Here is a 12,834-nt window from a genome sequence, read left to right as displayed (position 1 = left end):
ATGGCGCTAGGTTATGCGGCCACAGCTTTCGGTAGAAATTGCCCTGCTCGATAGTGACTATCGACGATTCCGGCGCAGCGCACCTATAGACTCAAACGCATCAACCATCCCGCCTTTGGAGCGCGAAAAGTTTGCGCCCCCTCGTCTGGTCAAAAGCACTGCCATTGCTACCCTTAACCCACGCGGTCTGACCTCATGGGGATAAGCGATGCGCATGCCATTGTTTGCTGTCCTGTCGGCACTGCTTTGCCTGAGCGCTGCCCCGGGCCTGGTGCTGGCCGCAGACGTGCCCGCGCCGGATCCGGCGCCTTCCGCTGCCACGCCCGTAGCCAAGGACCCGGTGTTCTCCCAGGAACAACTGGACCAGATGCTGGCCCCCATTGCCTTGTACCCTGATCAGTTGCTGGCTCAGGTGCTGATGGCGTCAACCTACCCGGGGCAGGTCAATGAAGCCGTGACCTGGTCCAAGGCCAACCCCAAGGCCACCGGTGACGATGCAGTCAGACAAGTGGCCAAGCAGCCCTGGGACCCTAGCGTACAGGCACTGGTGGCCTTCCCGCAGGTGCTGGCAACGCTTGGCCAGGACCCGGTGTGGGTGCAGCGCCTGGGCGATGCTTTTCTCGCCCAGCCCGATGATGTCATGGGCAGCGTGCAGCGTTTGCGCCACCAGGCGCAGGCCGCCGGCAATCTGCAGAGCAGCCAGTACCAGCACGTCACCGTGCAGACCGCACCTGCACCGGCGCCAGCCGCAAGCGGCAGTAGCACCCAAGGGGCAGCGGCCAGCAGCCCGCCCACCACCATCGTCATCGCGCCGGCCGACCCGCAAGTGGTGTATGTGCCCAGCTATAACCCGACCACCACCTATGGTACGTGGGCCTACCCGGCCTCGCCGCCGGTGTATTACCCGCCGCCGCCCATGTACTACCCCGGTTCCGCGCTGGTGGCCGGCCTGGCCTTCGGTACCGGCGTGGCGATCGTCGCCTCGTTGTGGGGCGATTGCGACTGGGACAACAATGACATCGACATTGACGTCAACCGCTACAACAACCTCAACGTCAACAACCGCATCACCAACAACCAGAACAAATGGCAGCACAATGCCGCCAACCGCGACGGGGTGCCATACCGCGATTCTCGCAGCCGTCAGCAGTACGGCCGCCAGCTGGACGGTGCCACTCAGCGCACCGCGTTCCGCGGCGACGACGCCCAACGGGCCCAGGCCCGAGACAAAGCCAGGGCATCGATGGACCGCGCAGGTATCGAACGGCCGGCTACCAGTAACCGTCAGGCCCGCGAGCAAATGCGCGAGGCCAAGGCAGGCAATCCTGACGGCAACCGCATGCCGTCCCGTGATGATGGCGCGCGGGCGACTGACCGTCGGCAGGAAACCCGCACTGATCAAGGCCGCCAGCAGAACGGCAACCTGGCCAATCAACGCCGGCAGGGCGACGGCCAGGTGCGGCAGCCGGCGCAGAGCCGTCCTGCCAATACGGCAGGCCGTGCCCGCAACAATGCCTTCGACGGTGTGCGCTCGCCGTCGCGCACCAGCGTGCAGGCCAACCGCGGCCGTACCAGCCAGTCGTTCGCTCAGCGGCCCGGTGCGTCTCGTGCCGCCGGGCACCCGATCTCCCGGCCCAGTGCGCCCGCGCGTCGCGGCGCAGGAGGCCGTCGATGAAGCGCCCAACACTGGCTGCATTGCTGCTGACGGCAGGTTTGGCCTGGTCGTTCATGGCCGCCGCCCAGCAAGCCTTCCCAACGCCGGAGAAGGCCGTGGAAGCCTTTGTCGCGGCGCTGGGCCAGGAAAAACCTGATGAAGCCCGCCTGGCCCAGTTGCTGGGCGATGACTGGCGCACCTATATACCGCGCGGTGGTGTGCAACGCAGCGATGTGGATACCTTTCTCGAGCAGTATCGCGCACAGCACAGCATCGACATGTCAGGCGAGGGCAAGGCCATCCTGGCGGTGGGCACCGGTCATTGGACCTTGCCCATACCGCTGACCAGAACCCGCCAGGGCTGGCGTTTCGACCTCAAGGCGGGCAGTGCCGAAATTCGCGCCCGTCGCATCGGGCGCAACGAGCTGGGTGTTCTGCAGTCGCTGTTGGCCTATCACGATGCGCAAATGGACTACGCCACCCAGGACCACAACGGAGATGGTGCGCTGGAGTACGCACAGAAGATTTTCAGCGAGCCGGGCAAGCATGACGGGTTGTATTGGGATGACGATGGCGACGGTGACGTCAGCCCGTTGGGCCCGCTGTTCGGCCAGGATGTGGTCGGTGACGCCTGGTATGGCTACCACTTCCGCATCCTGGACGCACAGGGCCCATCCGCCCCGGGCGGTGCCTACAGCTACCTGATCGGCAACCAGATGAGCCGTGGCTTCGCCATGGTCGCCTGGCCGGCCAAGTACGACGACACCGGGGTGATGAGCTTCATGATCAGCCATGACGGCCAAGTGTTCGAGAAAGACCTCGGGCCGCATGGCGACAGGCTGGCGAAGGAGATGAAACGCTTCGACCCGGACGACAGCTGGAAAGTGGTGGATGTGGTGGAGGGGGATTGAGCCCGCCAAGCCAACGCGACCGTGCCCCTGTGGAAGCGGGCCATTTTCCGTTGTTGTGATCAGTGCGCACGCGTAGCCCGCACCTCGCTCGCCGTGCACCCATACTGCTGGCGGAACGCCCGGGTGAACTGCGCCTGATCGGCAAAGCCCCAGCGAAATGCCAGTTCGCCGATCGCCAGGTGGCAATGCGGGTCAAGCAGTTGCCGGTGCACGGCCTCCAGGCGTTGACGGCGTACCCACTCGCCAAGGGTGTAGGGCGTGATCGCGAACAACTTGTGCAGATAACGCAGCGACAGCCCGCAGGCGTTGGCGATGGTTTGTGGCGACAGCTCGGGGTCACCCAGGTTTTGCTGCACGTACTGCTCGACCCGCGTCAGGTGCAGGGTGCTGAGGTTGCTGCCTTCGCTGCCCAGCACGCGCTCATCCTGTTGCAAGGCCAGCAGCAGGGTGGCGGAGGCCTGTTCCAGCAGTAGATGCCGGGCTGCCGGGGGGCTGGTGTCGAAATGGCGGGCACACAGGTCGAGTTGCTCGACGAAGATGCGCCCCAGGCCCTGACGGGCGTCGAAGCAATGCCGGGTATAGCGCTTGTGCCCCAGCAGGTTGGCTTTGAGCGCACGCTCGGGCAGCTTGAGCACCCACAAGTCGTTCTGCGTGCCGTAGTGGAAGCGGTAGGGTGCATCGCCGCGCTCGACGATGAAACCGCCCGGGCTGCAACTGATCGGGTGGCCGTCCTGTTCGAAGTGCACCTCGCTGCCATGCGGCACGGTCACCAGGTAGAACGCTTCATGGTCCTGGCCGATATGCGCGTTGCTGCGCGAGTAACCCAGCTGGCTGGACCGCAGGCGCGACAGGCTGAGCGGCGTGCTCGGCGTACTCCAGCGCTGCAGGTGGCCATCGAATGGCTGTCCGGCAGCAAATTCAAGGCTCAATGGGAAATAGGTGTCACTGATGGCTTCGGCCCAGCGTGCCTGGCGTTCAGGCTGTGGCCAGCCGTGGGTCGAGAGTTCTGTGGGCATGGTGGGTCCTTTTTCAAAGAGGGCAGCATTGAAAAAAGGAACTGCAGGCAAGCTACTCAAGCAGCTCTTGTTATTGTAAAAACCGCCCGGCAGCGCAAAACTGCCGGGCGGTTGTCAGGCCCATGATCGGCGCGCGCCGACCGCAAGATCAACCCCCGCGTGTCACTCGGTAGGTGGCCGAAGGCTCCAGGCGAGCCTGCCAGCCGGGTGGCAGGACAATGTTGGTGGTGTCTTCCTCGATCACACAGGGGCCATGCACGGTCTGCCCTGGCAACAGGTGGTTACCGTTGAACACCGGTGTGGGCTGCCATTCACCGTCGGCACTGAACAGCATCGGGCGGACGGATTGCGCGGTGGGGGCGGGGGGCTCGGCCGGTCCCTGCAGCTCGGGTTGCGGCGGGCGTGGCAGGTGGCCGATCACCGAGCACTCCAGGTTCACCAGCTCCACCGGGCTGTCGGGTTCGCTGTACGAGTACAGGGTCTGGTGGCGGCTGTGGAAGCGGCTGACCAGCGCGGCCAGCCCTGCCTCGTCCAGGCTGTGCTGCTGCAGGTCCACACTGCACTCATGAATTTGCCCCAGGTAGCGCATCTCCAGGGTGTAGTGACAGCTGCTGGCCTGGTCGCCAAAACCGTCTTCGCGCAGGTTGGCCAGGCCTTGCTCACGCAGTTCGGTGAGGGTCTGGTTGAGTTGCGCCAGGTCGACGTGCCCGGCGTCCAGGCGCATCGACAGGCTGGTGAGCTGGTCGTAGCGCACGTCGGACAGGATCTGGCCGAACGCACACAAGCCCGAGGCCACTTTGGGGATCAGCACGGTGTGCATGCCGATTTCTTCGGCCAGGCGCACCACGTGCATGCCCGCCGCACCGCCTGCGCCGATCAGGGCGAAGTCACGCGGGTCGTGACCGCGCTCGATCGATACGCGGCGGATGCCGTTGACCATGTTCAGGTTGACCAGGGTGGTGATGCCGAATGCCGCGCGTTCCACACTGATGCCCAACGGTTCGGCGATCGTGCTCCGGATGGCGTCCAGCGCGGCCTGGCGGTTCAGGCGGATACTGCCGCCCAGCAGTGCGCCGTCGGGCAGGTAGCCAAGTGCCAGGTTGGCGTCGGTGACCGTGGGTTCGCGGCCACCCTTGCCGTAGCACACCGGCCCAGGCATGGCGCCGGCGCTGCGCGGTCCGACCTGGAGCATGCCAAACTCGTCCAGGTGGGCGATGGAGCCACCGCCGGCACCCAGGGTCTCCACCTGGATCATCGGCACGCCGATGCGCTGGCGCAGGAAGTCCACGTCCTTGCTGAAGTTGGTGCGTCCGCCATTGGTCAGGGTGATGTCGAACGAGGTGCCGCCCATGTCCACGGTAATGACGTTGTCGATACCGAACGGCTTGGCTACTGCCAGCCCGGCTTGTGGCGCTGAGGCCGGACCAGAGTTGATCGCGTTGACGGCGCGCTCACGCATCAGGTGCCCGGGCGCCAACCCGCCGTTGGACTGGAAGTAGCGTACCGGCTGCTGTGCGCCAAGTGCCTGGAACAGGCTGTCGATGCGCGCCACGTAACGTGCCATTACCGGGCTGAGGTAGGCATTGACCACGGTGGTGGAGGTGCGGGTGTATTCGCGAATCTGCGGGAACACCTCGCAGCCGGTGCAGACGAACACCTCGGGCAGGGCAGCCCGTACCAGTTCGGCGGCCCGTTGTTCGTGGCTGGGGTTGCGCACCGACCATAGGAAGGAAATGGCCACGGCCTGCACGCCTTCTGCACGGAAGTAGTCGATGGCGGCATGGATGGCGGCTTCGTCCAGCGGGCTGTGCTCACGGCCATCGCCAAGGATTCGGCCACCGATCGGCCGGCGCAGGTGGCGTGGGGCAAGCATGTGTGCCGGCGGGTAGTGGGCGTCGTAGCGGTGGCCCTCTTCCTTGTGGCCCAGGCGGATTTCCAGGCTGTCCTCGTGTCCCTCGGTGCACAGCAGGCCCACCTTGACCCCGGTGCGCTCGATGAGCGCGTTGAGGGCCACGGTGGTGCCGTTGATGCACAGGTCACAGTTGGCGATCAGTTCGGCCGGGCTACGCCCGGTGGCGTCAGCAATCTGTGCCAGGCCAGCGCGAATGGCCAAGGTGCCGTCCTGCGGCGTGGAGGGGGCCTTGAACAGCTGCACGCCGCCGTCGCGATCGGCCAGGATGAAATCGGTGAAAGTGCCGCCGGCGTCTACGCCCAGGCGATATTGGTTACGCATGCGTGTTCTCCGGTTAGCGCGGGGCGCGGGCAAGGCGGGTGGCTGTTTCGTCCAGTTGGCCATCGGCATCGAGGACCACGCCATATTCCAGGGCTGCGCCTTGTGGCGAGACCAGGCCGTTGCGCACGTCCTCCAGTACTGCTGCGACCCGACGGCGCAGTGGGTCGCCGTAGCCACCACCCCCTGGGTTGATGTTGATGATGCGTTCGCCGGGCTGCAGGGTGAGCATGGGGTTCTGCGTGTAGTGGTCTTCGCGGCCATCGGCATGGCGATGGATCAGCCGGCCCAGTTTGGGCTCGAGCAGGGCATTGCGAGCCCCGGCGGCACCAGCGGTGGGCAACTGGCGGCCCTCGCCGAAGCCGACCACGGTCATGGCGTGGTCCAGCGGTTCGATCTCCAGGCGGGTGCCCGAACCACCGCGCAACTCACCGGCGCCACCACTGTCGGCCATCAGGCTGTAGCGGTGGATCAGCACCGGATAAGCGTGTTCGAGCAGCTCGATGTCACCGCTCATCAGCGCCCCGAAGCAGCACAGCGGGCCGCAGGCGTGCCAGCCATCCATCACCTTGTTGGCACCGGCACCGGAAATGATCGAGGCCAGCACCATCGTCACGTACTCGCTATTGCCGTTGCGCGGGTCGCGGCCGGCAATGTTGATGCCGCTGGTATGCCCCCAGGAGGCCGTTACCCGCTGTGGCGAGGCCTGTTCCAGTGCCGTGCGCACGGCATCGGCGAGGGTTTCCATCGGCGTGGTGGTGCAATTGACGTGAGGCGCGGGTTCCTCGGCATTGCACAGCGTACCCCTGGGGCCGACATCGACCGTTACGCAGCGATACAGGCCTTCGTTGTAAGGCGGCGCCACCTGGGCGAACATCATCAGCCCCAGGTAAACCCCGGATACCGAGTTGCCCTCATAGGAATTGATGAAGTACGGCACCTGCGGCGGGCTTTCGATGCGCACATGGGCCTGGTCGCCACGGATCTGCACATGGGCGGTGATGGCCAGTTCACCCAGGCCGTGGCCGGCATCTTCGAGCACGGCGGTGCCGCTGTAGTCACCATCCGGCACATCGCGCAACAGCGCCCGCATGTGTCGGTCGGCCATGTTCTTCAGTTCGGCGATGCAGGCACGCACCTGTGCCACGCCGTACTTGTCCAGCAGCTCTAGCAAGTGCCGCTCGCCGACTTTGCAGGCGCCATACTGGGCATTGAGGTCGCCTTCCTGATAGGGGCGGGCGCGCATGTTGGTGAGCATGAAGTTGATCACGTCCTCACGACGCTTGCCCTTTTCCCACAGCTTGACCGGTGGAATGCGCAGGCCCTCGGCATAGATCTCCTTGGCATCGGGGTTGTAGCCCGCCGGCACCGGGCCGCCGATGTCGGTCAGGTGGCCCTTGCAAACGGTCCAGAACACAAGCTCGCCCTGGTAATACACCGGTTTGTACATGCAGCAGTCGAGAATATGGCTGCCCTTGTAGGCGGGGTCGTTGTGGTAGATCACGTCGCCTTCGGCGATGTCGTCGCCGAAGAACTCGGCCACGCATTTCATGGCTGGTATCAGCGAGCCCAGGTGGATGGGAATGTCCTGGCCCTGCAGGATCATTTCCGGCAAGTGGTCGAACAGCGAGTTGGAATAGTCGTGTGCCAGGTTGAACACACTGGAGCGCCCGGTCTTTTCCAGGGTCAGGGTCATTTCGCGTTGCGCTGTCTCCAGCGCACCCCGGACAACCGCAAGGGTGATCGGATCTACTGTCTGCATAGGTCACCAACGTTTGTTCTTGTGCTTTTTGGGTGCGTGCCGCAGCGGGGCGGCGCGTGGTGACAGGCTAAGGGGCAGGGTGGGGGGAAGGCTTGTCGCTGGGTGTACCGGTTGTTGTGTCTGGGCGCACTTCAAGTTCGGGCAGGCGACACAACTATTGCCCCAACATCTGTCGCACCAGCCATTGCCCGGCCGGCCCCAAGGCACGCCGGCTCGACCAGGCCACATCCATATCCACCCGCCGGGGGTAACCCGCTATCTGCAACTCCACCAGCTCGTTGCCAAACCGTTTAACCAGCGCCCTGGGCAGCTCGGCCCAGCCAAACCCGCGCACGGCGAACTCCAGCAGGGTAAGGTAATCCGGTGCCGACCACGCTTGGCCACGGCCATGGTGCAGGCTGGGGGCATAGGTCTTGATATACAGCTGTCGTGCGTTCTCCAGATGCTGCGCCTGAACCTGCGCCAGGCTTGCCAGCGGATGCTCGCTGGCGACATACACGCCGAACTCTGCCTGCTCCGGCAAGCGCGCCACGGCCACGTCGGCGGGGTAGCCGGGCTGGGTGGCAAGGATGCCGACATGGGCCAGGCCCTGCTGGATCATCTCGATCACATCAGCGTCCTCCGCCGGGCCGCAGCGTAGCTCGGTATGGGGGTAGTGCTGGGCGAAACGAGTCATCACCGCCCCCTGGAACGTTACGCTGTAGCTGTCCGACATCACCACAGATACCAGCGCCTCGACATTTTGCGCCAGTCGCACTGCCAGCGCATCGAGCTGGGCGCTGGCATCGAGAATTGCTTCGACATGGCTCAGCACCTGCCTGCCCGCCTCATTGAGCGTGGGGTGGCGGCCATTGCGGTCAAACAGCGGGCAGCCGATATCGGCCTCGAAATTGGCGATGGCGATGCTGACAGTGGACTGGCTTTTACGCAGCTTGCGCGCCGCCGCAGAAAACGAACCGAGTGAGGCGGCTTCGGTAAAGGCGACCAGAGCTTCGGGAGAGTAACGCATGGTATTGATAAAACCGATGGTAGCTATGTCGCGAGTATCAGTTCTATCAAAGAAAATAGGAAGCACGACTCCCGCAATGGATGGAATGTGCAATGAAAAACGTGTCTTTCACCGAACGCCTGGTCCACGCTGTTGGCTATGAAGTTTTTGCGGTACTGCTGTGTGCGCCGCTGCTGTCCTGGATCATGGGCAAGTCGTTGGCAACGGCGGGCGCGCTGGCGGTGACCCTGTCGGTGATCGCCATGCTGTGGAACATGGTCTACAACGCACTGGTTGATCGCTGGGTGCAAACCGAACGCATCAACTGGAAGGCCAGTACGCGTTTCGTGCACGGTCTTGGCTTCGAAGCCGGCCTGGTGGTGTGGTGCCTGCCGGTGGCGGCTTGGATGCTGGAGATTTCGCTGCTGCAGGCGTTCATGGTGGAGCTGGGCTTCTTCGTGATCATCCTGCCCTACACCGTGGTCTACAACTGGGCGTTCGACAAAGCCCGGCACCTGCTGGTGCAGCGGCGCCTGGCATGATTCTGCCACCTGGCGCGGTTCACTGATCGGAGGTGGACACAGGTCGGTGGTTGGGCGCAGGCCGCCGTGTAGGAGCGGGTTTACCCGCGAAAGGGCCGGGCCTGCTGGCCAATCTCCACCCGCCGTTCACCGTTGCCGGTGCTACCGTATTCGCGGGTAAACCCGCTCCTACCACGGTGGTGGACACATGGGGGTGGTTGGGCGCAGCCGGTGCCATGCCCCGCGTCGCCTGCTTTGCGGGTACAACCGCCCAAGGTGACCGTATAAACCCATGAAAAACGGGGCATGCCATCGCTGGCATGCCCCGTTTTCATACAGCTGATGCGCCTCAGGCGACCTTGACGATCCAGCCTGCCGGTGCCTCTACATCGCCGCTCTGGATACCGGTCAGCTCGTTGTAGAGCTTCTGGGTAACCGGGCCGACCTTTTCCAGGTCGTGGAACACGTGCAGCTTGCCGTTGTACTCGATGCCGCCGATCGGGGTGATCACGGCTGCGGTACCGCAGGCACCGGCTTCCACGAAACGGTCCAGCTTGCTGATCTCGACATCGCCTTCGATCACGGTCAGGCCCAGACGCGATTGCGCCAGTTCCATCAGCGAGAGGCGGGTGATGCCTGGCAGTACCGAGGCCGATTTCGGGGTGACGAACTCGTTGTTGGCGGTGATGCCGAAGAAGTTGGCCGAACCGACTTCCTCGATCTTGGTGTGGGTCAGCGGGTCGAGGTAGATGGCGTCGGCGAAGTTGGCCTTCTTCGCTTCAGCGCCCGGCTGCAGGCTGGCAGCGTAGTTGCCACCGACCTTGGCCGCGCCGGTGCCCTGTGGGGCAGCACGGTCGAAGCTGGAAATCTGGAAGTTGTGCGGCTTCATGCCGCCCTTGAAGTACGAACCAACCGGGATGGCGAACACCGAGAAGATGAACTCGGGGGCGGTGCGCACGCCAATGTTGTCGCCGGTGCCGATCACGAACGGGCGCAGGTACAGGGCGCCTTTGCCGTGCGGTGGCACGAACTTTTCATTCGCCTTGACCACTTGCTTGCACGCTTCGATGAACACATCGGTCGGCACGTGCGGCATCAGCAGGCGTGCGCAGCTGCGCTGCATGCGGGCCGCGTTCTGGTCCGGGCGGAACAGGTTGATCGAGCCGTCCTTGCAACGGTAGGCCTTCAGGCCTTCGAAGCACTGCTGGCCGTAGTGCAGGGCCGTGGAGCCTTCACTGATGTGCAATACGTTGTCTTCGGTCAGGGTGCCCTTGTCCCACTCGCCATTGCGCCATACGGACAGGTAGCGTTTGTCGGTCTTGATGTAGTCGAAACCCAGCTTGTCCCAATTAATGCTTTCGTTGCTCATGACACCCTCATTGTCTTGCAAGTGCCCGATCGCTCGGGCTGCTGTTATATGCGCACCATGCCACCTTAAACCATCCTTGGCGGATCGGGAACGGCCAGTCACGAATTGATAGGCTGCGATGCTTTTTTTTCGGTGTCTACAGCAGCAAGTACTCATCCAGGGCCAGGTTTTCCAGCAATACCGCATCATGGGACGCCACTATCAGCGCCCCGCGAAACTGCCCAAGCATGCGTTCCAGGGCTGTCAGCGATGGCAGGTCCAGGTGGTTGCCGGGTTCGTCCAGCAGCAACAGATCGAGCGGCCGTTCGCGGTACAGCACGGCGGCCAGCGCCGCCTTCATACGCTCGCCGCCGCTCAGCAGGCTACTGGGCAGTTCGATACGGGCTGCATCCAGGCCCAGTTGCGCCAGGCGGCTGCGCAATTTTCCCTGGTCCAGCGTCGGGTTGGCTTGGTGCAGGTGTTCGAGCACGCTGCGGTTGCCTGCCAGTGTGCTGCAGTGCTGGTCGAGTAGGGCGGTCTCGCCACTGAGGCGCACATTGTCGGGCGATGCTGGCAATTCCCCATTCAGCAGCCTGAGCAGGGTGGACTTGCCACTGCCATTGGCGCCGATCAGCCCTACGCGCTGGCCCAGGCACAAGCGCAGGTCAAGCGCTTTGCGGGTGCCATGGGGCAAGCAAAGTGCCTGCAAGGCCAAGACCTCTCGGCCCGGATGACGCTGAGGAGTGGGCGCGTGCAAGGTAATAGCGCTGTCTTGCTCCACCTCGCGGGCGGCGTCACGCACTTTGCCCAGTAGCGTTTGCCGAGCATCGCGATGGTCGCGGCGCTGCTTGCCAGCAGTGGCCTGGCTGCGCTCCTGCTTGCGGTCGACCAGGATTTTTGCCTGGTTGGCGTGCTTGGCTTGGCGCCCGGCCCGGGCTTGATGGCGCTCCAGGTCTTCGCGTTGGCGCTGCAGTTCACGGGCCTGGCGTTGCTGCTCCTGCTTCAGCCGGGCAAGTTGCTGCTGCGCTTGCGCCGTCTGGTTGGCTTTTTGCGCACTATAGAGGCTGTAGTTGCCACCGTAGGCCTGCAAGCCCAGGCTGGATAATTCGACAATGCGTGCCATGTGCGCCAGCAGGCTGCGGTCGTGGCTAATCACCAGCAAGCCACGGTCCCAGGCTTCGATCATGCTCAGCAGCTGGGCACGGGCGTTGCTGTCCAGGTGATTGCTTGGCTCATCGAGGATCAGGTAATCGGCATCGCTGAGCCACGCGCCAATCAGTGCCACGCGCATGGCTTGGCCACCGCTCAGGGTCCGTGCGGGCTGGCGCCAGTCGAGTTGACCCAGCCCGTGGCCCTCAAGCTGCAGCTGCAATTGCTCGCGGATATCCCAGCGCTCGCCAACGGTGTCGAAATCCTGGGGCTTGATGCTGCCTTGCTCGATGCGCTCCAGCGCCGCAATCACCGGCCCCACTTGGGCCAGGTCGGCCAGCGTGGCGCTGCGCGCGATGACTTGCTGGTCCAGCAAATGGACAGGCCCGAGGCGCCGACAATGGCCGCTGCTCGGTTCACGCCGGCCGGCAAGAATCTGCCCTAGCAGGCTTTTGCCCACGCCATTGCGCCCGACCAGGCCGGTGCGGCGTTGGTCGAAGGTTTCGTTGAGGTTGCTAAACAGCGGCCTGCCATCAGGCAAGGCCAAGGAGACGCTGTCCAGCGTCAGAATCGACGTGTTCGTCATGCACAACTCCACAAATGCCGCGACATCTCCGGAACGAACCGGAGGCTGAAGACTGGCCGTCGAACGGACGGCGGCATCAATGGCGCATTGGACGAACACCTCGTCATTTAGAGAATGCGTAGCCTAACGGACCGTCTGGGGCTGGGTAAAGCACCGGCTGCCGGTTGGGGCTCAGCGCTGCGTCTGCAAGCGCTTGGCCCAGTCTCCGCCGTGGCCGTGCGCGCAGGCTTCTTCACTGTCGAATCGTACATGCCAGGCCGGATGGTCCAGCTCAATGCCGGCTTGCTCCAGCGCCAGAGCGGTAAGTGCCAGCATGCGCGCCTTCGCATCACCGACCACGGCCGCTGCCTTGTCGGCCTCTTGCTCGAATACCCAGGTAATACGCAGGCTGCTCGGAAAGTCCTCCGGGTTGAGGCGATGGGTTAGCCAACAGAAGCCGACAATCTCCGCCTTGGCGGTTTCGCAGGCATCGGTCAGGCATGCCACCAACTCCCGCTCCAGGCGGCCTATTTCGCGTTTGCCCAGTGCCTTCATGGGTTGGCCTCGTCATCGATCTGCTGGCAAAAGCGCAGGTGGTTGTCTAACGGGGCCTGCCCCTGCACCTGCAGACAATCCAGGTAGAAAGCCTTGGCCTTGTCGGCCGAGAACATGCGCAGTACCGGTAGGGCG

Annotated in this window: 10 protein-coding genes; 3 read left to right on the top strand and 7 right to left on the bottom strand. The window is 63.9% G+C overall.

Going from position 1 to position 12,834, the window contains the following annotated elements; translation table 11 throughout:
• The first annotated feature begins 208 nt into the window (after nt 1-208).
• Nucleotides 209-1,675 (top strand): DUF3300 domain-containing protein, encoded by a 1,467-nt coding sequence (locus tag AC3WLP_RS22790; RefSeq protein ID WP_088512700.1) that lies wholly within the window; start codon nt 209-211, stop codon nt 1,673-1,675.
• The gene (locus AC3WLP_RS22785; RefSeq protein WP_088512699.1) at nt 1,672-2,565 is read left to right on the top strand and encodes a DUF2950 domain-containing protein; all 894 of its coding nucleotides are present in this window, start codon (nt 1,672-1,674) and stop codon (nt 2,563-2,565) included. The genes AC3WLP_RS22790 and AC3WLP_RS22785 overlap by 4 nt, the downstream gene beginning before the upstream one ends.
• Nucleotides 2,566-2,624: 59 nt before the next feature.
• On the opposite strand, the gene AC3WLP_RS22780 is transcribed toward AC3WLP_RS22785, so the two are convergent.
• The 4 genes from AC3WLP_RS22780 to AC3WLP_RS22765 form a co-directional block, all read right to left on the bottom strand.
• On the bottom strand, nt 2,625-3,581 hold the full coding sequence (locus tag AC3WLP_RS22780; RefSeq protein ID WP_012052130.1) for an AraC-like ligand-binding domain-containing protein: 957 nt from the start codon (nt 3,579-3,581) through the stop codon (nt 2,625-2,627).
• Nucleotides 3,582-3,729: 148 nt separating this feature from the next.
• A complete protein-coding gene (gene capA, locus AC3WLP_RS22775; protein WP_012052131.1) occupies nt 3,730-5,814 on the bottom strand; it encodes a caprolactamase subunit alpha in 2,085 nt (694 codons plus the stop codon).
• A 13-nt stretch (nt 5,815-5,827) separates the two neighbouring features.
• A complete protein-coding gene (gene capB / locus AC3WLP_RS22770; RefSeq protein WP_012052132.1) occupies nt 5,828-7,573 on the bottom strand; it encodes a caprolactamase subunit beta in 1,746 nt (581 codons plus the stop codon).
• 154 nt (nt 7,574-7,727) lie between these two features.
• Entirely contained in the window at nt 7,728-8,582 is an 855-nt protein-coding gene (locus AC3WLP_RS22765; RefSeq protein ID WP_004577018.1) for a LysR family transcriptional regulator, read from the bottom strand.
• Between the two features lie 92 nt (nt 8,583-8,674).
• On the opposite strand from AC3WLP_RS22765, the gene AC3WLP_RS22760 reads away from it, so the two are divergent.
• Nucleotides 8,675-9,103 (top strand): multidrug/biocide efflux PACE transporter, encoded by a 429-nt coding sequence (locus tag AC3WLP_RS22760; protein ID WP_003247903.1) that lies wholly within the window; start codon nt 8,675-8,677, stop codon nt 9,101-9,103.
• A gap of 328 nt (nt 9,104-9,431) precedes the next feature.
• Here AC3WLP_RS22760 and AC3WLP_RS22755 read toward each other — a convergent pair whose 3' ends face one another.
• The 3 genes from AC3WLP_RS22755 to AC3WLP_RS22745 form a co-directional block, all read right to left on the bottom strand.
• Nucleotides 9,432-10,451 carry a branched-chain amino acid aminotransferase gene (locus AC3WLP_RS22755; protein WP_003247906.1) on the bottom strand — a complete coding sequence of 340 codons (1,020 nt, stop codon included), beginning with the start codon at nt 10,449-10,451 and terminating at the stop codon, nt 9,432-9,434.
• A gap of 136 nt (nt 10,452-10,587) precedes the next feature.
• Nucleotides 10,588-12,165, bottom strand: coding sequence for an ATP-binding cassette domain-containing protein (locus tag AC3WLP_RS22750; protein ID WP_088512698.1), 1,578 nt, complete (start codon nt 12,163-12,165; stop codon nt 10,588-10,590).
• 171 nt (nt 12,166-12,336) lie between these two features.
• A complete protein-coding gene (locus AC3WLP_RS22745; RefSeq protein ID WP_004577131.1) occupies nt 12,337-12,699 on the bottom strand; it encodes a hypothetical protein in 363 nt (120 codons plus the stop codon).
• Nucleotides 12,700-12,834: the final 135 nt, after the last annotated feature.

This window comes from Pseudomonas sp. FW305-E2 (assembly GCF_058782925.1).
This window is presented reverse-complemented; position numbering and strand designations above follow the sequence as displayed.

What these genes read in the sequence shown, in the direction of transcription:
- AC3WLP_RS22790 (WP_088512700.1), top strand. Translation starts at nt 209, where the DNA reads ATGCGCATGCCATTGTTTGCTGTCCTGTCGGCACTGCTTTGCCTGAGC.
- AC3WLP_RS22785 (WP_088512699.1), top strand. Translation starts at nt 1,672, where the DNA reads ATGAAGCGCCCAACACTGGCTGCATTGCTGCTGACGGCAGGTTTGGCC.
- AC3WLP_RS22780 (WP_012052130.1), bottom strand. Translation starts at nt 3,581, where the DNA reads ATGCCCACAGAACTCTCGACCCACGGCTGGCCACAGCCTGAACGCCAG.
- capA (WP_012052131.1), bottom strand. Translation starts at nt 5,814, where the DNA reads ATGCGTAACCAATATCGCCTGGGCGTAGACGCCGGCGGCACTTTCACC.
- capB (WP_012052132.1), bottom strand. Translation starts at nt 7,573, where the DNA reads ATGCAGACAGTAGATCCGATCACCCTTGCGGTTGTCCGGGGTGCGCTG.
- AC3WLP_RS22765 (WP_004577018.1), bottom strand. Translation starts at nt 8,582, where the DNA reads ATGCGTTACTCTCCCGAAGCTCTGGTCGCCTTTACCGAAGCCGCCTCA.
- AC3WLP_RS22760 (WP_003247903.1), top strand. Translation starts at nt 8,675, where the DNA reads ATGAAAAACGTGTCTTTCACCGAACGCCTGGTCCACGCTGTTGGCTAT.
- AC3WLP_RS22755 (WP_003247906.1), bottom strand. Translation starts at nt 10,451, where the DNA reads ATGAGCAACGAAAGCATTAATTGGGACAAGCTGGGTTTCGACTACATC.
- AC3WLP_RS22750 (WP_088512698.1), bottom strand. Translation starts at nt 12,165, where the DNA reads ATGACGAACACGTCGATTCTGACGCTGGACAGCGTCTCCTTGGCCTTG.
- AC3WLP_RS22745 (WP_004577131.1), bottom strand. Translation starts at nt 12,699, where the DNA reads ATGAAGGCACTGGGCAAACGCGAAATAGGCCGCCTGGAGCGGGAGTTG.